Annotated in this window: 22 protein-coding genes, 1 tRNA gene and 2 pseudogenes; 7 read left to right on the top strand and 18 right to left on the bottom strand. The window is 71.4% G+C overall.

What is annotated here, in order from left to right; translation table 11 throughout:
* The first annotated feature begins 46 nt into the window (after nt 1–46).
* Nucleotides 47–1,444 (top strand): tetratricopeptide repeat protein, encoded by a 1,398-nt coding sequence (locus ACIBAF_RS22345; RefSeq protein WP_399465059.1) that lies wholly within the window; start codon nt 47–49, stop codon nt 1,442–1,444.
* 42 nt (nt 1,445–1,486) lie between these two features.
* Here the strand turns inward: ACIBAF_RS22345 and hppD are convergent, their stop codons facing one another.
* A complete protein-coding gene (gene hppD, locus ACIBAF_RS22350; protein WP_399465061.1) occupies nt 1,487–2,632 on the bottom strand; it encodes a 4-hydroxyphenylpyruvate dioxygenase in 1,146 nt (381 codons plus the stop codon).
* Nucleotides 2,633–2,758: 126 nt separating this feature from the next.
* Here hppD and ACIBAF_RS22355 point away from each other — a divergent pair, with 126 nt between their 5' ends.
* The 5 genes from ACIBAF_RS22355 to ACIBAF_RS22375 all read left to right on the top strand — a co-directional run bounded on the left by ACIBAF_RS22355 (nt 2,759) and on the right by ACIBAF_RS22375 (nt 7,096).
* On the top strand, nt 2,759–3,238 hold the full coding sequence (locus ACIBAF_RS22355) for an Lrp/AsnC family transcriptional regulator (protein ID WP_079661946.1): 480 nt from the start codon (nt 2,759–2,761) through the stop codon (nt 3,236–3,238).
* A 28-nt stretch (nt 3,239–3,266) separates the two neighbouring features.
* A complete protein-coding gene (locus tag ACIBAF_RS22360) occupies nt 3,267–3,914 on the top strand; it encodes an ABC transporter permease (RefSeq protein ID WP_399465064.1) in 648 nt (215 codons plus the stop codon).
* A gap of 100 nt (nt 3,915–4,014) precedes the next feature.
* Nucleotides 4,015–5,244: a betaine/proline/choline family ABC transporter ATP-binding protein gene (locus ACIBAF_RS22365; protein WP_399465216.1), complete on the top strand. Its 1,230-nt coding sequence runs from the start codon at nt 4,015–4,017 to the stop codon at nt 5,242–5,244.
* Nucleotides 5,241–6,125, top strand: coding sequence for an ABC transporter permease (locus ACIBAF_RS22370; RefSeq protein WP_399465066.1), 885 nt, complete (start codon nt 5,241–5,243; stop codon nt 6,123–6,125). Before ACIBAF_RS22365 ends, ACIBAF_RS22370 begins: the two co-directional genes overlap by 4 nt.
* Nucleotides 6,126–6,214: 89 nt before the next feature.
* Nucleotides 6,215–7,096, top strand: a complete 882-nt coding sequence (locus ACIBAF_RS22375; RefSeq protein WP_399465217.1) for a glycine betaine ABC transporter substrate-binding protein — start codon at nt 6,215–6,217, stop codon at nt 7,094–7,096.
* A 70-nt stretch (nt 7,097–7,166) separates the two neighbouring features.
* Here ACIBAF_RS22375 and ACIBAF_RS22380 read toward each other — a convergent pair whose 3' ends face one another.
* The 6 genes and pseudogenes from ACIBAF_RS22380 to ACIBAF_RS22405 all read right to left on the bottom strand — a co-directional run bounded on the left by ACIBAF_RS22380 (nt 7,167) and on the right by ACIBAF_RS22405 (nt 13,456).
* Nucleotides 7,167–7,958, bottom strand: a complete 792-nt coding sequence (locus ACIBAF_RS22380; protein ID WP_399465068.1) for a PDZ domain-containing protein — start codon at nt 7,956–7,958, stop codon at nt 7,167–7,169.
* A gap of 74 nt (nt 7,959–8,032) precedes the next feature.
* Nucleotides 8,033–8,674 carry an IclR family transcriptional regulator gene (locus ACIBAF_RS22385; protein ID WP_079661940.1) on the bottom strand — a complete coding sequence of 214 codons (642 nt, stop codon included), beginning with the start codon at nt 8,672–8,674 and terminating at the stop codon, nt 8,033–8,035.
* A 324-nt stretch (nt 8,675–8,998) separates the two neighbouring features.
* Complete coding sequence (locus ACIBAF_RS22390; protein ID WP_399465070.1) at nt 8,999–10,795, bottom strand: DEAD/DEAH box helicase; 1,797 nt, start codon at nt 10,793–10,795, stop codon at nt 8,999–9,001.
* A gap of 199 nt (nt 10,796–10,994) precedes the next feature.
* Nucleotides 10,995–11,399: a type II toxin-antitoxin system death-on-curing family toxin gene (locus ACIBAF_RS22395; RefSeq protein WP_399465072.1), complete on the bottom strand. Its 405-nt coding sequence runs from the start codon at nt 11,397–11,399 to the stop codon at nt 10,995–10,997.
* Nucleotides 11,396–11,590 carry a hypothetical protein gene (locus tag ACIBAF_RS22400; RefSeq protein WP_399465074.1) on the bottom strand — a complete coding sequence of 65 codons (195 nt, stop codon included), beginning with the start codon at nt 11,588–11,590 and terminating at the stop codon, nt 11,396–11,398. Before ACIBAF_RS22400 ends, ACIBAF_RS22395 begins: the two co-directional genes overlap by 4 nt.
* Nucleotides 11,591–11,978: 388 nt before the next feature.
* Nucleotides 11,979–13,456: pseudogene (locus ACIBAF_RS22405) on the bottom strand (MFS transporter).
* Between the two features lie 265 nt (nt 13,457–13,721).
* On the opposite strand from ACIBAF_RS22405, the gene ACIBAF_RS22410 reads away from it, so the two are divergent.
* Nucleotides 13,722–13,793: transfer RNA gene (locus ACIBAF_RS22410), tRNA-Cys, on the top strand.
* A 270-nt stretch (nt 13,794–14,063) separates the two neighbouring features.
* On the opposite strand, the pseudogene ACIBAF_RS22415 reads toward ACIBAF_RS22410, so the two are convergent.
* The 11 genes and pseudogenes from ACIBAF_RS22415 to ACIBAF_RS22465 form a co-directional block, all read right to left on the bottom strand.
* Nucleotides 14,064–14,511, bottom strand: a pseudogene (locus ACIBAF_RS22415) (transposase); the annotation flags it as partial.
* A gap of 49 nt (nt 14,512–14,560) precedes the next feature.
* On the bottom strand, nt 14,561–14,716 hold the full coding sequence (locus ACIBAF_RS22420; RefSeq protein ID WP_399465076.1) for a hypothetical protein: 156 nt from the start codon (nt 14,714–14,716) through the stop codon (nt 14,561–14,563).
* 119 nt (nt 14,717–14,835) lie between these two features.
* Nucleotides 14,836–16,113 (bottom strand): hypothetical protein, encoded by a 1,278-nt coding sequence (locus ACIBAF_RS22425; RefSeq protein ID WP_399465078.1) that lies wholly within the window; start codon nt 16,111–16,113, stop codon nt 14,836–14,838.
* A gap of 501 nt (nt 16,114–16,614) precedes the next feature.
* Complete coding sequence (locus tag ACIBAF_RS22430; RefSeq protein WP_399465080.1) at nt 16,615–17,103, bottom strand: DUF6415 family natural product biosynthesis protein; 489 nt, start codon at nt 17,101–17,103, stop codon at nt 16,615–16,617.
* A gap of 334 nt (nt 17,104–17,437) precedes the next feature.
* A complete protein-coding gene (locus ACIBAF_RS22435; protein ID WP_399465082.1) occupies nt 17,438–18,688 on the bottom strand; it encodes a helix-turn-helix domain-containing protein in 1,251 nt (416 codons plus the stop codon).
* A 292-nt stretch (nt 18,689–18,980) separates the two neighbouring features.
* Nucleotides 18,981–19,394, bottom strand: coding sequence for a hypothetical protein (locus tag ACIBAF_RS22440; RefSeq protein WP_399465084.1), 414 nt, complete (start codon nt 19,392–19,394; stop codon nt 18,981–18,983).
* Between the two features lie 105 nt (nt 19,395–19,499).
* Nucleotides 19,500–20,732: an SUKH-4 family immunity protein gene (locus ACIBAF_RS22445; protein ID WP_399465086.1), complete on the bottom strand. Its 1,233-nt coding sequence runs from the start codon at nt 20,730–20,732 to the stop codon at nt 19,500–19,502.
* A 180-nt stretch (nt 20,733–20,912) separates the two neighbouring features.
* Nucleotides 20,913–21,041: a hypothetical protein gene (locus tag ACIBAF_RS22450; protein WP_269460184.1), complete on the bottom strand. Its 129-nt coding sequence runs from the start codon at nt 21,039–21,041 to the stop codon at nt 20,913–20,915.
* A complete protein-coding gene (locus ACIBAF_RS22455; RefSeq protein ID WP_399465088.1) occupies nt 21,038–23,347 on the bottom strand; it encodes a xanthine dehydrogenase family protein molybdopterin-binding subunit in 2,310 nt (769 codons plus the stop codon). Before ACIBAF_RS22455 ends, ACIBAF_RS22450 begins: the two co-directional genes overlap by 4 nt.
* Nucleotides 23,344–25,221, bottom strand: coding sequence for a 2Fe-2S iron-sulfur cluster-binding protein (locus ACIBAF_RS22460; RefSeq protein ID WP_399465090.1), 1,878 nt, complete (start codon nt 25,219–25,221; stop codon nt 23,344–23,346). Before ACIBAF_RS22460 ends, ACIBAF_RS22455 begins: the two co-directional genes overlap by 4 nt.
* Nucleotides 25,218–26,111 carry an FAD binding domain-containing protein gene (locus ACIBAF_RS22465; protein ID WP_399465092.1) on the bottom strand — a complete coding sequence of 298 codons (894 nt, stop codon included), beginning with the start codon at nt 26,109–26,111 and terminating at the stop codon, nt 25,218–25,220. Before ACIBAF_RS22465 ends, ACIBAF_RS22460 begins: the two co-directional genes overlap by 4 nt.
* Nucleotides 26,112–26,381: the final 270 nt, after the last annotated feature.

Here is a 26,381-nt window from a genome sequence, read left to right on the forward strand (position 1 = left end):
TTCGGCTGACGTCATACGGTCATCCCGCTGACGCACAGTGAGCGCCATGGAGAAGGTCTCTCGGTTCCGTCGGCGGCGGCTGCTCGTCGGCTCGCTCGTGGGGTGTCTCGTGCTGGGCGGCGGGGCTCTGATGTCCTGGCCGGGCGGGGAGCCGGCCGTGCGGCGGGCGCCCGCGCCGGCGCCGGGAGCGCAGGCGGGGACGGCGGTCCGGGCGGGGGTGCCGGCCGCGCTGTCCGACCTGGCGGTGCTGATCGACGAGCGGGAGAGCCGGGTGCGGACGCATCCCAAGGACGCCCGGTCCTGGGCGGTGCTCGGCACGGCCTACGCCGAGCAGGGCCGGCGCACCGCCGACGCGGCGCTCCTCTACCCCAAGGCCGAGCAGGCGCTGCGGACCTCGCTGAACGCGCGCCCCCGGGGCAACGCCGAAGCCCTGGACGGTCTGGCCGCGCTGGCCAACGCGCGCCGCGACTTCCCCACGGCCCTGGCCTGGGGCGAGGCCGCGCGCAAGGCAGCGCCGACGCGCTGGACGACGTATGCGCAGCTCATCGACGCCTACACCGGGCTCGGCGACTACAAGAAGGCCCGCAAGGCGCTCGACAGGCTGACGGCGCTGCACTCCGGTCCAGCCGTGCGGGCGCGGGCGGCGGGGGTCTACTGGGACCGGGGGTGGCGGGAGGACGCGCAGGCCGCGCTGGCCGACGCGGCGGCCGGCGCCTCCGCCCCCGCCGAGCAGGCAGCCTGGCTGGAGCGGGCCGGGCAGCTCGCCTGGGAGCGCGGCGAGCGGGAGGACGCGCTGCGGCACTTCGAGGAGGCCGTCCGGATCGACCCCGACCAGCGGGCCGCGCAGGCCGGGCAGGGGCGGGCGCTGGCGGCGCTGGGGCGGACGTCGGAGGCGCTGAGCGCGTACCGGGCTGCGCTCGCCCGGCAGCCGCTGCCGGAGTACGCGCTGGAGCTGGGCGAGCTGTACGAGTCGCTGGGGCTCACGCAGGCGGCGCACGTGCAGTACGACCTGCTGCGGGCGCGGGTCCGGCAGGAGGCGGCGGGCGGGGTCGACGGGGAGCTGGTGCTGGGCCGGTTCGAGGCGGACCACGGCGATCCGGCGTCGGCGGTGCGGCGGCTGCGGGCCGAGTGGCGGCGGCAGCCGGGGATCGCGGTCGCGGACGCGCTGGGCTGGGCGCTGCACCGGGCCGACGACGACAGGGAGGCCCTGAAGTTCGCCATGATCGCCACCGACCGGATGCACGGAGGCGCGGTGCGCAGCGCGCCGTACCAGTACCACCGGGCCATGATCGAGCGGAGGTCGGGGCAGGACGGGCCGGCCCGCAGACACCTCCAGGAGGCGCTGCAGATCAACCCGTACTTCTCCCCGCTGCTCGTTCCGGTGGCCCGGGTGGCCCTGGCGGACCTGGGCGACGAGCCGGCCCCGGCGAAACCGCCCCGGTGACCCCTTGACGAGCCGCCGCGCGTCGCCCCGTACAAGCAGGCCCTACAGGTTGCCCCGCTTGGCCTGCTCGCGTTCGATCGCCTCGAACAGGGCCTTGAAGTTGCCCTTGCCGAAGCCCATCGAGCCATGGCGTTCGATGATCTCGAAGAAGACCGTCGGCTTGTCCTGGACCGGCTTGGTGAAGATCTGCAGCAGATAGCCGTCCTCGTCGCGGTCGGCGAGGATCTTCAGCTCGCGCAGGGTCTCGACGGGGACGCGGGTGTCGCCGACCCACTCGCCGAGGGTGTCGTAGTAGGAGTCCGGGGTGTCCAGGAACTGGACGCCGGCCGCGCGCATCGTCCGTACCGTCTGCACGATGTCGCCGGTGTTGAGCGCGATGTGCTGGACGCCCGCGCCGCCGTAGAACTCCAGGTACTCGTCGATCTGGGACTTCTTCTTCGCGATCGCCGGCTCGTTGATCGGGAACTTGACCTTCAGGGTGCCGTCGGCGACGACCTTCGACATCAGCGCGCTGTACTCGGTGGCGATGTCGTCGCCCACGAACTCCTTCATGTTCGTGAACCCCATGACCTTGTTGTAGAAGCCGACCCAGTCGTTCATCCGGCCGAGCTCGACGTTGCCGACGCAGTGGTCGATGGCCTGGAAAGTTCGCTGGGCGGGCGGCGCGACGATCGGGTCGGCGGCGACGAAGCCGGGGAGGTAGGGGCCGTCGTAGCCGGAGCGGTCGACGAGGGTGTGGCGGGTCTCGCCGTAGGTGGCGATCGCGGCCAGCACGACCGTGCCGTGCTCGTCCTTCAGCTCGTACGGCGCGGCGATCGAGCGGGCGCCGTGCTCGACGGCGTAGGCGTACGCGGCGCGGGCGTCCGGGACCTCGATGGCGAGGTCGACGACGCCGTCGCCGTGCTCGGCCACATGCCGGTCGAGGAAGTGGCCCCAGGTGGTGGCGGGCTTGATGACGGAGGTCAGGACGAAGCGGGCCGAGCCGTTCGTGAGCACGTACGAGGCGGTCTCGCGGCTGCCCGTCTCCGGTCCGGAGTAGGCGACCAGCGTCATGCCGAAGGCGGTGGAGTAGTAGTGCGCCGCCTGCTTGGCGTTGCCCACGGCGAAGACGACCGCGTCCATTCCCTTGACCGGGAAGGGATCGGCCTGCCGGGCGGTGTCGGGAGTGTGGTGTGTGGTCTGCGTCATACCGAAAGCCTCGCGCCGGGCAGCAAGGTGCGCAATAGTTCGCACCATCGCTGGACAATATGCCCAGTCGAACGCCCGTATCCGCGGGCGTCGTGTACAGGCTGACCATCGCGGAGGCGGGCGGGCATGGGGATCGATCAGCTGGACGGCCGGATCATCGTGCTGCTGGCCCGGGAGCCGCGGCTGGGGGTGCTGGAGATGTCCCGGCGGCTGGGGGTGGCCCGGGGGACGGTGCAGGCGCGGCTCGACCGGCTTCAGTCGAATGGAGTCATCCGGGGATTCGGCCCGGAGGTCGATCCGGCGGCCCTCGGCTACCCGGTCACCGCCTTCGCCACGCTGCAGATCCGGCAGGGGCAAGGGGCCGACGTGCGGGCGCACTTGGCCACCGTCCCGGAGGTGCTGGAGCTGCACACCACCACCGGCAGCGGGGACATGCTGTGCCGGCTGGTGGCCCGTTCCAACGCCGATCTCCAGCGGGTGATCGACCTGGTCGTCGGTTTTGATGGCATTGTCCGGGCCGCCACCGCGATCGTGATGGAGAACCCCGTTCCGCTGCGGATCATCCCGCTGGTGGAGCAGGCGGCAGGCCTGCGGACAGGGAGATGAACTGGCCGGCATGGGGTGGTGAGGGCGTGTGAGCTTCTGGGAGTACCTGGGCAACCGTCACCAGCAGCTGCTCACCGACGCCTACCAACACGCCAGCGTCGTCTTCCAGTGCATGGTGGCGGCGACCCTGCTGGGCGTGCTGATCGGGGTCCTCGCCTACCGCAGCGACTGGGGCGGCAGCCTCGCCACCACCGCTGCCTCCAGCATCCTCACCGTCCCGTCGCTCGCCATGATCGGTCTGCTGATCCCGGTGGTGGGGCTGGGCGTGCCGCCGACGGTGATCGCGCTGACGCTGTACGGGCTGCTGCCGATCGTGCGCAACGCCGTCGTCGGGCTGCGCGGGGTCGATCCGTCCCTGGTGGACGCGGCGAAGGGCATCGGGATGTCCCGGCTGACGCGGCTGGCGCGGGTCGAGCTGCCGCTGGCCTGGCCGCCGATCCTGACCGGGATCCGGGTCTCCACGCAGATGCTGATGGGCATCGCCGCCATCGCCGCGTACGCCTCCGGGCCCGGTCTCGGCAACGAGATCTTCCGCGGCATCGCCTCGCTGGGCAGCAAGAACGCGCTCAACCAGGTGCTCGCGGGCACGCTCGGGATCATCGCCTTGGCCCTGCTGTTCGACGCCGCGTACGTCCTGATCGGACGGCTGACGATTCCCAGGGGGATCCGTGTCTGACTCGCCCGGCGGCTCCCGCGCCTCCTCGTCTGTCTCCTCCTCTGTCTCCTCCGCCTCCTCCTCCGCCTCCTCGTCTGCTTCCCCGCCCGCCTCCTCCCCCATCTCTTCCCACGGGGCGTCGATCGAGCTGGAGAGGCTCACCAAGCGCTACCCGGGCGATCCGAGCCCCGCCGTCGACAACGTCACCATGGAGATCAAGGCGGGCGAGACCGTCATCTTCGTGGGGCCGTCCGGCTGCGGGAAGTCGACGACGCTGAAGATGATCAACCGGCTGATCGAGCCGAGCGGCGGGCGGATCCGGATCGACGGCGAGGACGTCACCGACATCGACCCGGTGAAACTGCGCCGCAAGGTGGGGTACGCGATCCAGTCGTCCGGGCTCTTCCCGCACATGACGGTCGCGCAGAACATCGCGCTCGTGCCGCGGATGATCGGCTGGCCGAAGGCGCGGATCCGGGGTCGGGTGGAGGAGATGCTCGACCTGGTCGGCCTCGACGCCGGCGAGTTCCACGGCCGCTACCCGCGCCAGCTGTCCGGCGGGCAGCAGCAACGCGTCGGCGTGGCGAGGGCGTTGGCGGCCGACCCGCCGGTGCTGCTGATGGACGAGCCGTTCGGCGCCGTCGACCCGATCACCCGCGACCACCTCCAGGACGAGCTGATCCGGCTCCAGCGCGAGCTGCACAAGACGATCGTGTTCGTCACCCACGACTTCGACGAGGCGATCAAGCTCGGCGACCGGATCGTGGTGCTGCGCGAGCGCTCGCACATCGCCCAGTTCGACACTCCGGAGGCGATCCTCACCAACCCGGCGGACGATTTCGTGTCCGGGTTCGTCGGGGCGGGGGCGGCCCTGAAGCGGCTCAACCTCAGCCGCGTCCGGGACGTGGAGATCACCGGCTGCCCGACGGTGACCGTCGACGACCCGCTCCAGACCATTGTCAACAAGCTCCGGGTCAGCGGCACCAACGAGATCCTGCTGCTGGACAGGCGCGGTCGGCCCCACAAGTGGCTGCGCCGCGGGGACCTGATGCGGGCCAGAGGCTCACTGGCCCGGGCGGGCGCCCTGGTCCACGGCACGGTGACCCGGGACGCCACCCTGCGCGACGCGCTGGAGGCGGTGCTGACCGACAGCACCGGGCGGGTCGCGGTCACCGGCCGGCGCGGCGAGTACACCGGAGTCGTCGACATGGAGACGCTGATGAACTCCGTCCGCCGACTGCTGGAGGCCGACCGGCTGGAGGCCCTGGAGGCGCAGCACGAACTGGAGGAGGCCCGGGCCGCGCAGACGCACGCGGAACAGGAGGGGCCGGGCGCGGAGGCGAAGGCGTGAGCGCCCCCGAGCTCGACGACCGGCCGGAGGGACCGGCGGAGGGACCGGCGCAGAACCCGGCGCGGAAGCGGGCGCCGGAACAGGCGCAGGAGCGGGCCCCGGAGCGGGCGCCGTCACCGTTCCCGCCACCCGCTCCCCCGCGGCGGCGCGTCACCTGGCAGAAGCTGACCGTTCTGCCCGCCTTCGTGGTCGCCCTGCTGCTGGCGACCTGGCTGTGGTTCCAGCAGGCGGACCTGGACCCGATCTCCAAGAACGCGCTCTCGAACGGGCAGGTGTCCAAGTGCCTGTGGCAGCAGGTCCAACTCACGGTGATCTCCACCTTCTTCGTGCTGATCATCGCGATCCCGCTGGGCATTCTGCTCACCCGGCGGCGGTTCCGGAAGGCGACCCCCCTCGCGCTGGCCCTCGCCAACATGGGGCAGGCGACGCCCGCCATCGGGCTGCTGGCGCTGCTGGTGATCTGGCTGGGCATCGGCCGCAGGGCCGCCCTGATCGGCATCATCGCCTACGCCGTCCTGCCCGTGCTGTCCAACACCATGGCGGGGCTGAAGGCGAACGACCCCACGCTGCTGGAGGCGGCCCGCGGGATCGGCATGACCCCCGTCGGGGTGCTGTCCCGGGTGGAGCTGCCGCTGGCGGTCCCGCTCATCCTGGCCGGCGTCCGCACGGCGCTCGTGCTGAACGTCGGCACGGCGACCCTGGCGACCTTCGGCGGGGGCGGCGGCCTGGGCGTCCTGATCACCGCCGGCATCACCAACCAGCGTATGCCGGTGCTGGTGCTGGGCGCGATCCTCACCGTGGCGCTGGCGCTGCTGGTCGACTGGCTGGCCTCACTGGCCGAGGTGATGCTGCGGCCACGGGGACTGGACGTGGACACGTGAGACGCCTGTGCCGCAGAGCCGCCCGGACACTGGCGCCGGTCCTCGCGCTGGCGGTGCTCTCCGGGTGCGGGCTGAGCAGCGGCTCGCCGATGGTCGACGACGTCTCGCCCGGGTCGATCGGGCAGGGCGAGCCGCTCGAGGGCGCCCATCTCACGGTGACGTCCAAGTCGTTCACCGAGAACCTCGTCCTCGGCGCGATGATCGGCATCGCCTTCCAGGCGGCCGGCGCGGACGTGCTGGACCGCACCGGCGTCCAGGGCTCCATCGGCAGCCGTGAGGCGGTCCGCAAGGGCGACGCCGACGCCATGTACGAGTACACGGGCACGGCGTGGATCACGTACATGGGCAACAGCGAGCCCGTCACCGACCCGCAGGAGCAGTGGCGGGCGGTCCATGACGCCGACCTCGACAACGGGCTGACCTGGCTGCCGCCGTCCCGGCTGGACAACACCTACGCGCTGGCCGTGAACCAGGCCAACTACAGGAAGTACGGCACGAAGACGCTGTCGGACGTGGCCGCGCTGTCGAAGTCGGACCCGAGTGCCGTGACGCTGTGCGTGGAGGGCGAGTTCGCCAACCGGGCGGACGGGCTGCCGGGCATGGAGAAGGCGTACGGCATGCACATCGCGGCGTCCCGGATCACCCAGATGGACACCGGGATCATCTACACGCAGGCGGCGAAGGGGAGTTGCACCTACGGGGAGGTGTACACGACCGACGGCCGCATCAGGTCGATGAACCTGGCGGTGATGGACGACGACAAGGACTTCTTCCCCAACTACAACGCGGCCCCCGTGATCAACTCCAAGGCGCTGAAGAAGTGGCCGGCGATCGCGGGCCTGCTGAACCCGATCACGGAGAAACTCGACAACGCGGTCGCGCAGGAGCTGAACGCCAAGGTGGACGTCGCCGGGGAGGACCCGCACCAGGTCGCGCTGGACTGGATGAAGGACCAGGGGTTCGTGAAGTGAGCGGCGGTGCGTGGAGTGACCGGCGGTGTGTGAAGTGACCGGCGGTGCGTGGAGCGGTCGGTCAGGTCGGTCAGCAGCTCGGTACCGAGCCCTTCCCCTTCTCCAGCGCGACCAGCGCGCCCACCGCGCCCTTGAGGGTGGTGACCGGGATCAGCCGCAGGCCCTTGGGCAGCTCGGACTTCGCGTCGCCGCACTCGTCCTTCGGCACGAGGAACACGGTCGCCCCGTCCCGTCGGGCGGCCTGCGTCTTCAGGGCGACGCCGCCGACCGCGCCGACCTTGCCGTCGGCGTCGATGGTCCCCGTCCCGGCGATCGTGCGCCCGCCCGTGAGGTCGCCGCCGCTGCCGTCGCCGTCCAGTTTGTCGACGATGCCGAGCGAGAACAGCAGCCCCGCGCTCGGGCCGCCCACGTCGGCCAGCTTCAGCGTGACCTTGAGGCCGTCGTCGGTTCGGTGCAGGTACGTCAGCGCGGCCTCGGTCGCGGCGTCCTGGGACTGCTGCATCTGCTCGGTGTTGTGCTGCTCGATCTCCTTGGTGCTCTCCCCGCTGGGGTAGACCGAGTCGCGCGGCATGATCGCCTGGTCGGCACGGAACCAGCCGTCGATCACATCGGAGAGCGAGACGTCCGTGTCGGGGCTGGTCGCCTCGATCGTCGTCATCCTCAGCTGCCCCTTCGTCTCCCGGGTGGGCGCGCCGGAGATCGTGATGACCGGGTCGCCCTTGTTCTCACCGAGGACGTTCGCCGTCATGCCCGGCTGCGCCACCGAGAACGGCAACGGCGCGAAGGCCGCCGTGGCGAGCAGCGCCACGAGCGGCAGAGCACAGACGACGAGGGCCTGGGGGCGTGAGAGACGAGAGAGCACGAGGTCAATGTAACGGTCGCCGCCACACACCCACCCGCCCAGGTACACCCGCCCCGCGTCAGGCGCCGCAGAGCTCAGCGCAACGCCTCCGCCACCTCCCGCGCAGCGTCCATCACCCGCGGCCCCACCCGCTCCGGCACCGCGTCCGCCAGCATCACCACACCCACGCTGCCCTCGACCCCCGTCACCCCGAGCAACGGCGCCGCGGCCCCGCTCGCCCCCGCCTCCAGCTCGCCGTGCGTCAGGGTGTACCCCGGCTCGTCCGGCCGCCGCTGGCGCGCGGCGAGGATCGCCCGGCCCGCGGCGCCCCGGTCCAGCGGATGCCGGAACCCGGCCCGGTAGGCCACGTGGTAGTCCGTCCAGGTCGGCTCGACGACGGCGACGGCGAGCGCCTCCGTCCCGTCCACCAGCGTCAGATGCGCGGTCGCCCCTATGTCCTCGGCCAGCGACCGCAGCGCGGGCAGCGCGGCCTCCCGCACCAGCGGATGCACCTGGCGGCCGAGCCTCAGCACTCCGAGGCCGACGCGGGCTCGCCCGCCCAGGTCACGTCGTACGAGTGCGTGCTGCTCCAGGGTGGCGAGCAACCGGTACACAACGGTCCGGTTGACGCCCAGTTTGTTGGAAAGCTCGGTGACGGTCAGCCCGTGGTCGGTATCGGCCAGCAGCTTGAGAACCTTCAGCCCTCGATCGAGCGTCTGGGAGGTCTCCGCGGTCACGACGCCCACTCCTTAAGTGGTGAGGTCGGCGGGCCCCCGTCGCGGCGGATGCGTCACCGAGTCCCGTCAGTGACGCGCTTGAGAGGCCGCCGATCGACAGATGGGCCCGGCGTGTCCGGGCCCAGTCGCTTCACGGCTGCGCTCCGCGGCGGCGCTGCCACGGGGCGTGTGCGTAGCGGGACAGTAGCGAAGCAGGTTCGCTGAGCGGAAGGCTCCGTCCAGAATCCGGTCATTGACCGGTATGGACTACCTGCATTTCTCCCGATACGTACGGAGCGTGACGACGCGCCGCGCGCCCCTCCGGGCCCTCACAGGGCACGGAGGTCACTTCATCCGCGTGGCCCACTCCTGCACCTTGGCGATCCGCTGCCGCAGCTGCCCCGCCGTCGCCTCCGCGCTCGGCGGACCACCGCACACGCGCCGCAGCTCGGTGTGGATCACGCCGTGCGGCTTGCCGCTCTGGTGGACGTACGCGCCGACCATCGTGTTGAGCTGCTTGCGCAGCTCCATCATCTCCTTGTGCGAGACGACCGGCCGCCGCTCGGCGGGCAGTTCGAGCAGGTCGGCCTCGGTGTCCGGCTTCTTCTTGCTGTGCGCGATCTGCTTGGCCTGCCGCTTCTGGAGCAGCAGCTGCACCTGGTCGGGCTCCAGCAGCCCCGGGATGCCGAGGTAGTCCTGCTCCTCCTCGCTGCCTGGGTGGGCCTGCATGCCGAACTCGGCGCCGTTGTACATCACCCGGTCGAAGACGGCCTCGGACTCCAGCGCCTCGAAGGCGAACTGCTCCTGTTCCCCGGTGTCCTCGTCCTGCTCCTTGTTCGCCTCGTCCATCTCCTTCTCGGACTCGGCGTACGGATCCTCCTCGCCCTCCTTCTTGGGCTTGTCGAGGGCGTGGTCGCGCTCGACCTCCATCTCGTTGGCGAAGGTGAGGAGGTCGGGCACGGTCGGCAGGAACACGGACGCGGTCTCGCCACGCCGCCGGGACCGCACGAAACGCCCGACGGCCTGGGCGAAGAAGAGGGGCGTGGAGATGGTGGTGGCGTACACCCCCACCGCCAGCCGCGGCACGTCGACGCCTTCCGACACCATCCGCACCGCGACCATCCACCGGTCGTTGCTCGCGCTGAACTCGTCGATGCGGTTGGACGCGCCGCTGTCGTCGGACAGGACGACGGTCGCCTTCGTCCCCGTGATCTCCCGGATCAGCTTGGCGTAGGCGCGGGCGGAGTCCTGGTCGGAGGCGATGACGAGCGCACCGGCGTCCGGGATGGCCTTCCTGACCTCGGTGAGCCGCTGGTCGGCGGCGCGCAGCACGCTCGGCATCCACTCGCCGCGCGGGTCCAGCGCCGTACGCCAGGCCTGACTGATCGCGTCCTTGGTCATCGGCTCGCCGAGCCGCGCCGCGATCTCGTCGCCGGCCTTCGTCCGCCAGCGCATGTTGCCGCTGTAGGAGAGGAAGATGACCGGCCGCACGACGTTGTCGGCGAGCGCCGACCCGTATCCGTAGGTGTAGTCGGCGGCGGACCGTCGGATCCCGTCGTTCCCCTCCTCGTACGTCACGAAGGGGATGGGGTTGGTGTCGGACCGGAACGGCGTACCGGTGAGCGCGAGGCGGCGGGTGGCCGGCTCGAACGCCTCCAGGCACGCCTCACCCCACGACTTGGAGTCGCCGGCGTGGTGGATCTCGTCGAGGATGACGAGGGTCTTGCGCTGTTCGGACCGGTTCCGGTGCAGCATCGGCCGTACGCCGACGCCCGCGTACGTCACGGCGACACCGTGGTAGTCCTTGCTGAGCGGCCCGGCGCTGTACTCCGGGTCCAGCCGGATGCCTATCCTCGCGGCCGCTTCCGCCCACTGCTTCTTCAGGTGCTCGGTCGGCGCGACCACCGTCACCTGCTGCACGACGTGATGGTGCAGCAGCCAGGAGGCGAGGGTCAGCGCGAACGTCGTCTTGCCGGCGCCGGGGGTGGCGACGGCGAGGAAGTCGCGCGGCTGCTCCTGGATGTACTTCTCCATCGCCCCCTGCTGCCAGGCACGCAGCTTGCTGGCAGTGCCCCAGGGCGCACGACCGGGAAAGGCGGGCGACAGGTGGTGGGAGTGGGAGGACGCGGAGGTGGCAGACATAGGCGTGGGCCCGGAGGGCCCTCCGTTGAGGGTGGCGGCGGGCGACGGGCGGGAGGTAGTCACGGTCTCCGGTGAGGGGTCGGATCAGAGGGGCTAGGGGGGAACGACTCGGCTGGGTATGACAACCGGGCCACCCTACCGGCGGCCCGGCGGTGTCCAGGTGCGAACAAGGCCGGGTCGCCGGTGGGTGGGATTCACGTCACAGCGCCCGCAGCCGCCGCGCGATGACCGCGACCTCGGACTCCGCACCGGACGCCACGTCGATGACCAGGTCGTACGCCGCGTCCTGAGCGCAGTCGGCGAGATCCACGCCGTGCAGCGCGAGGAAGGTCACGGCCGCCAGCCACGCGGCGCGTTTGTTGCCGTCGACGAGCGGGTGGTTCGAGGCGATCGCGTGCAGCAGGGCGGCGGCCTGCTCGTGGACGTCGTCGTACGCAGCCGTGCCGAACATCCGGGCGCGGGGCCGGTGCACGGCGGAGACGAGCAGACCGGGAGCCCGTGCCTCGGGGGCCCGCCCGCCGAACGCGATCCGCGCGATGTCCGTCACCTCGGCGACGGTGAGGTGACGGGTCGGGTGAGCGGGGTCAGTGGGGTGGCGGCTCATTCCCCAAGCCTCCGCAACAGGTCGGCGTGGGCTCCCGCGAGCCGCTCGGCCACGGCCCGCACCCGCGCCTCCTCCGCACGCAGACCCGCACGTACGGCGTCCAGCGCGATGTCCTCCGGCCGACGCCCGGTGGCGTCCGCGAGGTCGTCCAGGGCGTGGCTGAGATCCGGGGGGAGGGTGAGGGGCTGCATAGGCAGGAAGGTTAGGAGAAGGGCGGATCAACGGCCACGGGATTTCCGGGATCCGACGCTCCGGGGTTCCGGGTCCGGGGTTCCGAGTCCGGGTTCCGGGGTCCGGGGTTCCGGGGTCCGGGGTTCCGGGTCCGGGGTCCGGGGTTCCGGGTCCGGGGTCCGGGGTTCCGGGTCCGGGGTCCGGGGTTCCGGGTCCGGGGTCCGGAGTCCGGCGCTCCGGGGTTCCGGGTCCGGGGTTCCGGGGTTCCGGGGTTCCGGGTCCGGGGTTCCGGGGTTCCGGGGTTTCGGGGTTTCGGGGTTCCGGGGTTCCGGGGTTCCGGGGTTCCGGGGTTCCGGGGTTCCGGGGTTCCGGGGTTTCGGGGTTCCGGGGTTTCGGGGTTCCGGGGGTTTACGGTCGCCGCTCGCGCAGCCGGGTGGTCACCCACGCCCCGGCCAGCGCCACCGCGGCCATCGGCAGGAAGACGGCGACGAAGGCGGCCGGATGCGACGACCCGTCGGCGGTCGTGTCCGTCGCCGCGTGCGCCACGCTCCCGCCGCCGAGCGCCGCGAACGCCGCACCCCCCGCGGCCAGCAACAGCACGTTGGACAGGCCATCGGCGATCTGCAGCCCGGCGGAGTTGGCCCCCGCCTCCTCGGGGGCGGAAAGCTGGAGCAGCAGCACACTGGTGGAGGAGATGACGAGCCCCATCCCGAAACACCCGAACGCCCAGGCGACGGCCACGGTCCAGGCCGGCACGGAGTGGACCAGCACACTGGGCGCGGCAGCGATCGCACCAGCCGCCAGCACCATCCCGAGCGCCATCAACCGCTCCCGATACGGCTCCGCCCGCGACCGCGACTGCACCCACGACCCCAACGCCCAGGTAGCGCCCCCGGCGGCGAGCGAGAACCCGGCAAGGGTGGGACTCAGCCCCCGCTCGGTCACCAGCATCAACGGCACGAAGGACTCGGCGGCGATGAACGAGCCGGCGGCGACCCCGCGCAGCAGCATCACGGACGGCAGCCCCCGGGCCGCCCGCCACGTCCCGCGCGGCAACAGCCCGAGCACGGCGGGCACGAGCAACGCGACTCCGACCACCCCCGGCAGCAACGAGACCGGACGCAGATCCTGAGCGGCGTACTGAAGCAACCCGGCCCCGAGGGAGATGGCGAGAGCCAGCCGGATCCGCCGCCGATCGAAGGAAGCCGCGGGGACGCCCTCCACGGGCCCGCCCGCCCGCCGCCGTATCTGCGGCAGGGCGAGCCCGAGCGGGAGGACGACCAGGATCGGTATCCCGAGGAAGACCCACCGCCACCCGAACTGCTCGGTCACCGTGCCCGCGGCCAGCGGTCCCACCACGGACGGCACGACCCAACAGGCGGCGAACGCCGCCATGATCGCCGGCCGCAGCCGCTCCGGATAGGCCCGCCCCACGACGACGTACAGAGCGACGATGACCAGCCCGCCGCCGAGCCCCTGCACGGCCCGCCCGAGGATGAACACCCACATGCCCTCGGCACTCCCGGACAGCACCAGCCCCGCCGCGAACGCCGCGATCCCACTGCTCAACGCCCCGAGCGGCCCCCGCCGGTCCGACCTCCCCCACTGCCTTAAAGGCGTGGGGGGACCCCCAGCCCCGCGAACACCATCCCGAACAGGCTGGTGGTGAAGTACCCGGAGAACGCGAACGCGTACAACGACACCCCGTCGAGCTCCCTCGCCGCCACGGGCATAGCAGTCCCAACCGCGGTCGCCTCAAAGGCGATGAGCAGCACGACGGAGACGATCCCGACGCTGAGGGACCGATAGGAACGCCCGAGAACGCTCTCGTCGACAGGGTCGTATGCGACTGCGACACGGGTGTCGCGGGGTTCCAGGACGGTCATGGTCGCCAGCGTAAGGTCCACAACCGACATTGACCCCTGTCGCAAGACGGACCCGCCCTGGGACGTTGGTCGTACGCCCCCCGTCCCGCCCCTCCCGTTTCATGAACGGCGTATGGCGGTCCCATTGCAGCCCCACCGATCCCCTTGAGCCCCTTCCCACCCGGCCCGTACGGTCTACACACCGAGTTCGGAACGGGGCCCAACCCCCCACTCCCGACCTGGCCGTTCCCATCACGGCCAGGAACGGAAGAAGAACTCGGCGAACGGCCGTGTGCCCGAGTGGCTTAGGGACTCGCCTGCAAAGCGAGGTACGTGGGTTCAATTCCCGCCACGGCCTCTGACTGGCCTGACCAGACAGAACAAAAGGGCGGCACCTCGACCGGGTGCCGCCCTTCTGGTCTTCCGTCTCAGTAATCCGGGGGCCTGACGGCTCCACCCCGTGGGCGTGAAAATGGGTGCGTGGCCGTCCGGCAGACGTCGGGGAAACTTGGTGCGATCCGAGTCTGTGTCTCAGTAGGACGCTGGTGCCCATCGCCAGGCACCCGGATGTGTTGCTCCGAGCACGTGAATCAGTTTCCCCCGCCTGCCGGACTGCCGTCGGCCGGTCACGTTGAAAGGAGACGCCCTCCTCGCGGAGCAGAGCCCGCAGGCCCTCGTGGCTGGTGTCGTCGACCACCCCTCGGCGACCAGGAAGTCGGCCAGCTTGGCCAGGCTCCAGGTCGAGAACGGCAGGCAGTGCTCGACCGGCTTGGACTTGGCGATCTTCTTGATCTCCCGGCGTTCCGGAAGGGTGAAGGTTCTGGGCCGGTCGCCCTTGGATTTCGGGTCGAGCGAGTCGAAGCCGTCGGCGTTGGGTTGTGGATCACGTCCCGGACCCGGTCCGCGCTGGTGAATGTCACCTCGGCGATCTTCGCCACGGGCATGCCCTGCGCGGACAGCAGCACCATCTGGGCTCGCCGCCAGGTCACCACCGACCCCGGCCCCGGCGGATGATCCGCAGCAGTCTTCGGCCCTCGTCGTCACTCGATCTCCCGCACCCGCACCCGTTCGGCCATGCGCACATCGTGGCAGCGAGGGGGACTTTGGGACGGTGCTGCGGGCGCTTCACATCGCACGGCGTTTCCTCAGCTCAGCGAGCCATGCCCGTACCTGTTCGTCGTCGTGCAGGTAACCGCCGCTCTCACCCGCGGGGAGATCGATTCCGTAAAGGCGGTTCAGCGCCCACCAGGAGAGGTCGTCCCAGACGATCCCGTCCTCCATCACCCACCTCGCCGCCCAGCGGTCGGCCTCATCTCGGGACAGCCGACCCACGACAAGCTCGACGAAGCGATCTTCGATCTCATCAAGAGTTGGCTGGCCGCTGGGCTTGCTCAGCTGTGCTATCGGACCTCGCTGGCTGAGGCGTCGAGGGGGCGCTGCGGAGTTTCGCGACTCCGGTGTGCCTGTTCCAGGCGAAGTGGTGTCCAGTCGACGCTTCTCACCGCGACCAACGAAGCCTCGACCTTGGCCGGCAGTCGCCGACCGGCGATCGGATTCCGCGCGAAATGCCACCATCGGAAGTCCGCGACTTGGCTTATGGCGGCATCAGCCCGCGCGATCAGCGGGTCGAGGATCGTAGCCTGCTGGACGACGTACGCCGCCAACTCCTCGCGGTAAGACTCCAGCGTGGGATCGTCGACAACGGTCATCCGCCACAGCCGCAGCCTGGAGAACTGGACCCAGGACCGCGATGAGTTCTCAAGTGCTGCACCCGAAGCAAGAAGGAACTCAACCGAGTCGGTCAATCTCCGTTCACGGCCCCGCAGAGTTCGATCGCGTGCTACGTCCTCAAGTGTCGTGATCGCCTCGCAAAGTCTGTCGATGTCGGCGTACAGGTGCTTCCGGAGCAGAATTCCGCTCGACACGATCTGTCGCCAGTTTTCCTCCGAGAGGATCCCGGCGCTCCCTGCGGTTCGGTAGACCTCCGCAAGTTGGTCCTGCGTGGCGCGAACCTCCGAGTGCCATTCGCGGAGCTGCTGTCGCTGGACGCTTCCCACCTGTTCGGAAATGGTCGTGAGCTGCTTCTCGATTCGATCGAACTGGGCCTGGAGCGCCATCGCGGTGAGAGCGTTCGTCATCGACACTGCTGCGGCGAGCCCACTTATCTCCTTGATGCGCCCAACATGCTCGAACTTGCCCTTGCCGTCTCGAACGAGGGCGAGGACCTCTCCCGCCTTGTCCTTCGCCGCGCTGCCCGCGCGAACAGCGGCCGCCATCTCCGGGTCGACGAGCATGATGCGTCCGACCATCTGCTGGTACGTCTGCACGCCATCCACGGCAGCCTTGGCCCGAGTGGCCCATGATCCGAGCTGCATTGGCGTCTCGATCACCGTCGTGCCGAACGCGTCCAGATTCTCGCGCGTGCCGAACGCGTACACTTCATCGTCACTGGTTCCCGGCATGACCAAGACCTGGCGGTCAACAACAGGCACGGGCGATGGTCTCGACTCCGTCGACGCCATGCCGGTCACGTCCCATGGCACCTTCGGTTGAAGGGCCTCCCCCGTGGGTGCCGTGTTGGCGTCGAATCGACGCCAACGGAGGATCAAGAGTGTTGCCAACACTGCGCAGCCCGCGGCTGTTAGGGCGATCAGGGTGGTTATGGCAGCGTTTGGCATGCGCCAACTCTAACGACCTCGGGATGAGTAGCGGGTCCTGATCCCGATCCCGCCTCGCCAGCCTGTGGTCCTCGTCGAAGCAGAGGATTGTCCAAACGCTCTTGCCCGCCACGGTCCTGGATCGCGCCGCTATCCCCTTCGGCCGCATCTCGGCTGGCCCCCGCTGGCGTAGACGTCACGAGGCAACAGCCCGACACAGCCACCACCGACGACGGATCGCCGACGAACCCGCTGGATGGATCAGGAAACCGCGCTATGTTCCGGCGAGGGGGCCCATCTCCGACCTGAAAGCTACTCGCAGGTTACTTGTCACCTGGTTCGCCGCTCGTTAACGGCACCTCAATACGCCCCAGCGAACCGGCGAGCAGGCACCCGAGGCTGGGTTGGATTCCCGCCATGGCCTCCAAAGCCCGTGTACCGGCCGACCACTGACGGATGGGCGGCCGGGACGGAAGCGCCAGAACATCGGTGTCCTCTTCGGCGCTGATGAAAGGACCGCAGTCAGTGAGGGCTGCGACTCATGGAGTTGGCACAGTGGCCGTGGGCCCACCCTGTGCCGCCGGTCGCACTTGCCCGCTCGTACGGAACAGCCTCCTCGCCGTCCTCGATCGCCTGGTCGCAAGCCACGCACATTCGGACACCGGTCAGTGTGTCGTAGTGATCGCGGAGTGCGAGGACGGATCGCGCGAGTCGCTTCACGCGTTCCACCTCACCGTTCAGCCCTGGCCGCTCTGCGATACCAAGCCGTCTGCGAGCCTCTGCGAGTCCCGCCCGCGCGACCATCGCCTGTGCGTCGTCCCCGGCACGTCCCGCGGCCAACTGCTCAGTCTGTGGGATGAGATGGTCCAGGAACGTGGTGAAGTCCTGGGCGAACAGCTTCACCGTCTGGTGGCTCGGGAGCACCGTCTGAGCGAGGAACCACGTGGCTGCCGCGCGCATCGAAGCGGCGGCAATGGGCGAAGCGTCCGTCTCGGAGCTCGCGGTATTCACGAGGTCGCCACCCCACAGCACTTCGGGCAGGCACACGAAGGGAACCCGTTGTCCCGGACCGGTGGGAGTGGCCCCGCCTGCCGTGGCTGTGTACGCGTGCCACGGTCGTCGGTGACCCGGCCGTGGCGGTCCACGGTGTAGACGCGGATGGTCATTCCGTCGCCCCGACGGTGTTGCAGGGGACGGGCGGTACCGTTCGTCATGTCGGCGGCTCCTCAGCAGCGTTGGCCGTGCCCCGGGACCGTTGCGAGCGGTCGCCGGGGTCCTGAACCTCGACCGTAGAAGCGCCTGCACGACATCGCCGACCGTAATCCGGTCGCTACTGTCAGGTCGGTCAGGCGGCGAGAATGCCGATCTTCTGCGCCAGTTCGGCAGCACGGCGCCGCCGAGGGGACCGTGTCGACTCGACCTGCTCCAGGAGAATCGCCTTGGCGTAGCCGTTGTAGCGGATCGTCTCCGGAGCAGCCTCGTACGCCTTCTCCAGCGATGCGACGGCGACGTCCGGCTGGTTGTCCAGCTGGTAGCCGCGGGCCTCCTCGATCCGATGGCGTGCCCGTCGGGGGCGGGACTTGATGACGCCGCATTCCGCCTTCGCCGCCTGCCGCACGGATTCGCCGCCGTGGTGGAGCTCGACGGCGACAGTCACCGCGTGCGCTCCCATCACGGCTCGGCTGAAGCTGGTGACCGGGTGGTAGTAGTCGGCCGGCAGGCGTGCCGCGATGTCGTTGGCTTTGTCCCAGTGCTGCCAGGCAGTGCCTGTCTGCCTTCGACGGGCTGCCGTGTAGCCGAGCTCGAATTCCAGAGCACCGGCGACGGCCAGCACATTGTCCGGGGCGTCAGGCAGCAGGCCTTCGAGGAACCGTACGGCCGCCGCGTTGACGGAGTCGGCCGCATCGTAGTTCCGGGGACCGCTGTCCCGGTGGGCCTGAGCCAGCAGCCACGATGCGACGCCCACAGCGTGTGGGTCCTCGCTCTCCTGGGCGGCGATCATGCCGCGTTCGGCGACGCGCCACAGGAGGGAGCTGTCGGGCTGATAGGCGATGAAGAACTGTGCCAGGGAGTACACCTCCGCGAGGAGACCTTGCGCCGCGCGCCGTTCGGCGGCGGAGTCGGCCTGCCTGACCAGAGCCTGGGCGTCGCGGATCAGGTCGGGGAGGAGTCTGCCGATCGCCTCGCGGTGGTTCTTGGACGCGTGCCGGGCCTTCCACGCGGCCTGCAGCCGGGCTTCGAGATGAGCGACGGGCGGCGGCTCGACGCCAGAGGTAACCGGGAAGCTGTCAATAGCGGCCTTGACGGCGGCCAGTCGAGGGTGGCCAGGGCCGACGAACAGGTCGACGTGCGTTTCGGGACGCCCCGTCAGGTCTGCCAGGTCGCGTACCCGCAGTACTTCGGCGATACGCAACACCATGTCAAGGCCAGGTGCCTTCTGCTGCCCGTTCTCGATCTTGCGATACGTGTGCGACGAGATGCCGAGAAGGTCGGCGGCCTGGCTCTGGGTCATTCCGCGGCGCTCGCGGAGGATCTGCACCCGCTGACCGAACTTCATCGGGTCGGCGTACGGGTCCGGAGTAGCGTCTTGAGACATCACAGCCTTGGCCCCTCCTCGCAGCTTCGTCAGAACCAGGGTAGTCAGACCGGGCAAGGAGGAGTGCCGGTACGACGATGGTTGGTGCGCATCTCGCCCAGCCGTCGCGTAACTACGCCGTACCGGCAGGAGAGTCGACCATGCGTGAAACGGGGCGGCGTCCCGACTCGTGACCGAGTACGGAATGGCAACTTGGGCCGCCTCCGGAGGCCTGGCTGCAAGCCGGGCGGATGCCGCCGCAGGTTCGACCGCCCCGCCTTCTGCCAGTGGTGACGGGTCGCCAGGGCCGGTGCTAGCCCGCGGAGCAGAGGCCCCCGGACGGGCAGAACATCACCCACGTGGCGTTGTAGCCGGTGCGGATGGTCATGGAATGCGGGGTCGGGCCGTCGTTGACATAAGAACCCGAGTCGGGTGTGGCGGTGAAAGTGACCGTCGTTCCGACCTCGAAGGTCGCGGTACAGGCGCCGGTCGGGTACGGCTGCGGTTCGTTGCTCGCGTACGGGTCCCACGCCGACTGGTGGCAGTTGATCCCGGCCGGCCGGCTGGTGATGGTTCCGCCGCCCCAGCCGTCGCTGACCCACGCGGACAGTTGAGCGGTGGACTGAGCCTGAACCGGGGCGACGGAGGCCATCGTGGCGGCCGTGGCGAGTGCGGTGACGACACCCGCCGCACGCGCACGCCAGACGCCGTTGCTGTGCTTCCTCATGGGCTGCTCCTCGGATCGAACCAGGTCAAACCAGGTCAAAACCCTCCGAATAGCCTATTCGCCCCTTCGTGAGTGTGCGACGGGAGCAGGTCCAGTCCACGCGTGTCAGGCGTACAGCCCGCCGCCCGCCTCGTCCTCGAACACCTCCGGCCAGTAGCGTCGGCCGTCGTCCGTGGGGAGGTCCGCAGCCGGGGTCGGGTCGCAGGCGATCGGGTCGACCGCGGCCAGGGTGCGTGACATCGCCTCGGCCAGCTGGTCGTAGGCCTCGGTCAGGTCGTGCACCGCGTCCAGGGCGCGCTCTCGCCGTATCAGCCAGAGGGTGAACGCCAGGGTGGAGATGTCGGCGTTGAGCGGGCGCAGGCCGAGGTCCGGCTCGCTCCAGCTCAGCACCGCGCCCGTGACGCCGTCGACGACCAGGCTGGTGTCCTCCAGGAGATGGCCCAGGCGGATCAGTCGGTCGGCGTTCGCCGGGAGTTGGTCCGCGGTGCGGCCGCCGCCGTCCTCCGCACCGTACTCGGCGAGGGTCTGCAGCGGCATGTCCGTCTCCAGCGAGAACCAGACGACCTCCTCCGGCAGGCCCACCTCGCGCAGGAAACGGCGGGTCGGGGCGTGCGTGAGCGCGTTCGGGAAGTCGACGTCCTCGAAGCGGACGATCTCGCCGGAGCCGAACTCCTCGTCCAGCAGGCGGACCGGCAGGTCCAGGGCCAGGCCGGACCTCGTGCCCGGGCCGGCCACCAGCGCCAGCGGGCGGATCACCGCGGCCAGCTTCCAGAAGAGGCCCGGCTCCTCGCTCGTGCCCGTGCCGCCCGTCCGCTGCGCGCCCGCCTCGAACACCGCGAGGAGCTGGCGGGACGCCTCCGCCACCGCCTTCGGGCCGAGCCGGCCCGCGTAGGAGGCGAACTGGCCGCGCAGGGCCGCCAGTTCGTCCACCGCCGTCGCGCAGCGCACCAGCTTCTCCAGGGAGGGGGCGAGCGGGCGGGTGTCCATCAGGTCGGGGCGGTCGTGCAGGAAGTACGTGGTGGAGATCTCGCCCGTCATCCCGTCGAGCAGGACCGACTCCCTCTCCCGGCCGTCGGCTCCCAGGATTCCGCCTATCACCAGCCGGTCGCGCAGCTGTGCCGCCAGGCGGCCGCCGGGGTCGTCCGTGGAGTCCGCGACCGTGCGCAGCCCGTCCGTGCGCAGCGCCTCGAACGTCAGCAGGCCGCCGTCGCCCGGCCGGCCCGGCAGGCCGGGGCCGGTGAGCCAGCGGCGCGTCGGTGCGTGCGTGACGTACGGGTCGAGCTGGTCCTCGGTGAAGGTGATCGTCGTTGTGGCGGTGGTGGTCCTGGTCGTGCCCATCGGGTCCCCCGTGCGGAAAGTTGCGTGCGCCGTCCCACTGCTCCGCAGCCTACGCGGCACCACTGACAACGGCCCTGACCAGCGGCAGCACCCAACTCACCGGCCACCGGCCCGCACTGTCAGACGTCAGAGCACCCTCGCGCGTTCCCGTCCCGCCCCGATCGCCGGGCCCGTCCGCCCCTACGTGAGGTACACGCCGCCGAGCACCACGACCACCGCTGCCAGCACGAACAGCAGGATCCAGCCGAGCAGCTTGCCCACGCTCGGCGGGGGCTCGTACTGCCGGGGCTCCGGCTCGGGCTCGCTCATCGGTCCGTCACCACCGCCGCCTGGGGCCTTATCGGCAGCCGGTTGACCGGGCGGCCGGTGGCCGCGCGGACTGCGGAGGCGATCGCCGCGGGCGAGGTCACCACCGGGACCGCGCTGGCCGCCTTCGCCCCGAAGGGGGCGACCACGTCGCGCTCCTCGACCAGTTTGACGATCCGGATGTCCGGGGCGTCCAGGGCCGTGGGCAGGGCGTAGCCGGTGAGGTCGGGGTGGCGGATCAGGCCGCGCGGGGTGCGGAGGTTCTCGGTGAGCGCGATGCCGACGCCCTGTGTCACGCCCGCCTCGATGCGGGCGGCGAGCTGCGCCGGGTTCAGGATCCGGCCGACGTCCTGGGCGATGGCGAGTTCCACGACCCGGACCGAGCCGAGTTCGATGTCGACGTCCACGACCGCGCGGATCGCGCAGAAGGCGAGGCCGACGAAGGCGTCGCCCTGGCCCGCCGCGTCCAGCGGTTCGGTCGGGTGCGGACGGCACTGGGCCGTCGCCCACAGCTCCTTGCCGTGCAGCTCCTCCGTGACGGTCGTCGACAGGACGCCGTCGTACGAGGTGATCTTGCCGTCGGTGATCTGCAGAAGCTCCGTGGACATGCCGAACTTGTGCGCCAGGGGCTGCAGGAGCTGGGTGCGGACCATCTTCGCCGCGCGTTCCACCGCGCCGCCGGACACCCAGGTGTGGCGGCCCCGGCAGCCCGCGCCCGCGGGGGGCTGGTCGGTGTCCACGGGGGCCACGTGCACCTCGTCGATGCCGAGCGTCTCCTGGACGATCTGACGGGCCAGCGTGGTGAAGCCCTGGCCGGTCTCCACCGCCGCGCACAGGACCGTCGCGACGCCGTCCTGGACCTTCACGGTCGCCGTGGAGACCTCGTCGGCGCCCTCCGCGCCCAGCATGTGCACCATGCCCAGGCCGTAGCCCACGCCCCGGCGCACCGCGCCCGGTTCGCCCGCGCCCTCGGGGCCGCCGGGCAGCAGCCACTCCTCCTCGGGCGTGTCCTTGGGGAGCTCCGGGAGAGGGAACTCCTGGACGGCTTGGAGGAGTTCGGCGACGGGGGCCGGGCAGGTCACCGTCTGGCCGGTCGGCAGGACGTCCCCGGTCGCCATGACGTTGCGCAGCCGCAGCTCCGCCGGGTCGACGCCGAGCTTCTTCGCCAGCTTGTCCATCTGCGCCTCGTAGGCGGCGCACACCTGCATCGCGCCCTCGCCGCGCACATGGCCCGACGGCGGGTTGTTCGTGCGGACCGCCCAGCCCTCGATGAAGGCGTTCGGGACGACGTAGGGGCCGCAGGCGAAGGAGACGGCGGCGGCCAGGGCCTCGGCGGAGGTGTCGGCGTACGCGCCCGCGTCCAGCAGGATCTGCGCCTCGACCTTGACCAGCCGGCCCTCGGCGTCGGCGTGGTGGCGGTAGCGCAGCAGCGTCGGGTGGCGGTGGACGTGGCCGAGGAAGGACTCCTCGCGGGTGGCCGTCAGCTTCACCGGGCAGCCGGTCTTCAGGGCCAGCAGGCCGAGGGGGAGCTGGAAGCCCTGGTCCTCGCGGTCGGCCGTCGCGCCGGGCACCCCGGTGACGACGATCTTCACCCGTTCGGGTTCGAGGCCGTAGCAGGCGGCGGCCGTGTCCCGGTCGTTGTGCGGGTCGGTGGAGGCCAGGTAGAGCTCCACGCCGCCGTCGGGACGGGGCACGGCGAGGCCGGCCTCGGCGCCGATCGGGGCGGGGTCGGCGCGGCCGATGCGGTACTGGCCCTCGACGACGATCTCGCCGGCCGCGCCCGGGTCGCCGTGGTGCAGCGGGATGTGCCGGATCAGGTTGCCGTCGGGGTGCAGGGGCTCCGCCTCGAAGGCCAGCTCCGGGTCGGTCACCGGGTCGAGCACCTCGTACTCGACGATGACGGCGGCGGCGGCCATCCGCGCGGTGTCCGGGTGGTCGGCGGCGACGGCCGCGATGGGCTCGCCGTGGTGGCGCACGACCTCGGAGGCGAACACGGGACGGTCGGGCCTGCCGCGGCCGTGCACCGGGCTGCCCGGCACGTCCTCGTGGGTGACGACGGCGCGTACGCCGGGCATCTCACGCGCGTGGGAGGTGTCGATGGACACGATGCGCGCGTGCGGGTGCGGGGAGCGCAGCACGGCCGCCCACAGCAGGCCCTCGGCCCACAGGTCGGCCGCGTACGGGAAGGTGCCCTCGGTCTTCGCGCGCGCGTCAGCGGGCTGCAGGGACGCCCCGAGGCCGTGCGGGAGCGGCTCGGGGGCCGGGGCTGCCTCCACGGCGGTCGTCGCGGTGGCTGCTTCGTTGCTCACGCCTGGCCTCCGTCCTGGCCCTGTCCGTACGCCGGGTCGTGCGGGTGGGGCTGTGCCGGGTTCTCGAACGCCGACGCGTGGACGCCGCCCGCGCCGGGGCCCGCCTGGTGGGGGATACGGGCCTCGTCGCCGTCCGTCTCGGCCTCGGCGGCGGCGTGCGCCTCGCGTTCGGCGACGACGTCCTGGACGGCCTGCAGGACGCCCCGGTAGCCGGAGCAGCGGCACAGGTTGCCGCACAGGGCCTGGCGGGCCTCCAGGTCCGACGGCGCCGGGTTGCCCTCCAGCAGGTCGTGCACGGTCATCGCCATGCCGGGCACGCAGAAGCCGCACTGCACGGCCCCGCACTTGGCGAGCGCACGCTGCACGTCCGAGGGCTGTCCGTCCTCGGCCAGGCCCTCGACGGTGCGGACCTCGCTGCCTGCGGCGGTCACGGCCGGGACCAGGCAGGAGGCGACGAGCCGCCCGTCCACCTGCACGTTGCAGGCCCCGCACTCGCCCTGCGAGCAGCCGTCCTTGGCGCCCGCGAGGCCGAGGCGCTCACGCAGCACATAGAGCAGCGACTCGCCGATCCAGGCGTCGGTGACGGGGCGCTCGGAGCCGTTGACGCGCAGCACGTAGGCGGCGAGGGGGTGTTCCTCGTGGAACGGCGGCGGGGCGTCCTCCGACGCCTCCGACGCCTCTGCGGCCTGGGCGGCCTGGGCGGCCTGGGCGGCCTGGGCGGCCTGGGCGGCCTGCGGGGAGGCTGCGTCGGGGGCCGCGTCCCCCTCCTCGGTCTCCGCCGCCGGTTCCGTCTCCGCCCCGGGGTCCGAGGGGGTGTCGTCGGCGGGGGCGGGGGCGGGGGCGTCCTCGCGGGCCTCCGCGGGCTCGTGGGCGGCCTGACGGGCGTGCTCCGGGTCCTCGGCGGCCCCCTCGGCCTCATCGGCCTGCGGAGCGGCCTCCAGGGGGCCGTTCGGGGGCACCGTGTACGCCTCGGCGGAGACCTCCGGGGCGAACGCGCCGCCCGGGTGGGCGTGCTGCCCGGTGTGCCCGTGTTCGTGCTGGTGCTCACCGTGCGAAGGGTCGCCGTGCAAAGGCTCGTCGTGCGGCTGCTCGTGGCCGGCCGGCTGGTGGTGCGAGGGCGCGTGCTCCGGCGCGTGCCCGAAGGCGGGCGCCTCCGTCGCCGCCTGCCGTACGGCCGGGTCGGCCTCGTCCGTGGGCTGCGCCCAGGCCTGGCCCGCGGCGCCCGCCGTGCCGGTCGTGTCCCTCGGGTCGGCGGGGCCCGTCGCCCAGGGCGCGGGCGCGCCGCCGGGCAGGGTGGCCGGGGGCGTGCCGCCCCACTGCTCGACCAGGGCCGACGCGGTGAACTCGCCCGACTCGTCGGGCAGTTCGCCGCCCGCGACGGGGATCGACCACTGGCCCGTGACGTCGTGGCCGGGGGCGGACGGGGACTGCGGTGCGCCCTGGCCGCCTGCCGAGGCGTCCTCGAAGGCCCACTGGCCGGTCGCGCCCGGCCGGTACGAGAACCGGTCGTCGCCGACCGTCTGCGGGGTGCCCTGGGGGGCGGCCCAGTCGGCGCCGCCGGCGGGGGCCGCCCAGGCGGTGCCGTCCGGCTCCGGCGCCACCGCTATCTGCGGCGGCACGTAGCCGTGGCCCGGCGCCGCGAGCGGGCTGTTGCCGCGGCCGGCCAGGAGGGCGTCGATGCCGCCCTCGGGGAGCTTCACGAAGGCGGTCGCGCCGTCGTCGTAGTCCCCCTGGGGCAGCGGGTCCCAGCGGCCGCCGCCCTGCGGCGCGCCCTGGCCCTGCCCGGTCTCCTGTCCGTGCCCTTGGTCATGGCCCTGTCCTCGGCCGTGGCCCTGTCCGTGTCCCTGTCCGTGTCCGTGCTGGTCGTCGGTCACGACAGCGCCCTCCCCAGTGCTCGTCGGGCCAGCGCGGCGACGGTGCGCCGCAGGTGCAGTACTGCGGGCGGAAGTTCCGGTACGGAGCCGTCCACGCCGGGCACCGGGTCGGGGATGCAGGCGGCGGCGACGTACTCCCCGAAGGCGTTCAGGGCCTCGGGGACGATCGTGCGGCTGTTGTCCCAGTCGATGAGCCGGGCGACCCACTGCTCGGCCTCCAGGGGCCGCAGCGGCATCGGCGCTATGGCGCCCACGGCGCACCTGACGCCACGCCTGGCGGGGTCGAGGACCAGCGCCACGGACGCGACCGCGCGGCCCGGGCCGGTGCGGCCGGTGGCCTTCAGGAAGACCTGGGGGGCGTGCAGCAGCGGCACGCGCACGTACCCGATGAGTTCGCCGCCGCGCAGCATCTCCATGCCGGCCAGCAGGTGCGACACCGGGATCTCCCGGCGGGCTCCGCCCGGGCCCGCGATGATCAGGGTCGCTTCCAGGGCGGCCAGCACGGGCAGCGCGTCGCCCGTGGACGCGGCCGAGGCGATGTTGCCGCCCAGGGTTCCCGCGTTGCGGATCTGCGGCGGGCCCGCGGCGCGCGCGGCGGCGGCGAGCGCCGGGATGAGTGCGGCGAAGTCGGGGCGGCCCATGCGCGCGTGCGTGAGTCCGGCGCCGAGCAGCGCGTGGCCGTCCTGGTACTGCCAGCCGCGGATCTCGCTGATCCGGCCGAGGCCGACGAGCCCGGCGGGCCGCAGCTGTCCGGAGTTGACGGCGGCCATCAGGTCGGTGCCGCCGGCCACCGGCACGGCCGCGGGCATGGCCGCCAGCGCCGCCACGGCCTCGTCCAGCGTTGTGGGCAGCGTGACGGCCTGCGCCGCCTGCGGTGCGTGCGTGCTCAAAACCGGCTGCCCCTTCCCGCTGCCCCACCTGGTCCCACCTGTGTTGCCGTACGGTACGTGCTGACAGGGCGGACGTGGCAACTCTGGCACATCTTCGCAACACCCGAACGCGGGGGTCCGCTAGGAGGCATTCGCCCACCTCACCGCGGAGATGGTCCGTTTTCATACGGGATCACCGGTGCGTGCGAATTGCCACTCTTCGGTGACCCTGCCGGGGTTTTTTCGTGACGCGCGGGATCGCCTGTTCGGGGCTCGCAGGTTCGCCAGTCA

The organism is Streptomyces sp. NPDC051677 (assembly GCF_044453465.1).
Lineage (GTDB): Bacteria > Actinomycetota > Actinomycetes > Streptomycetales > Streptomycetaceae > Streptomyces.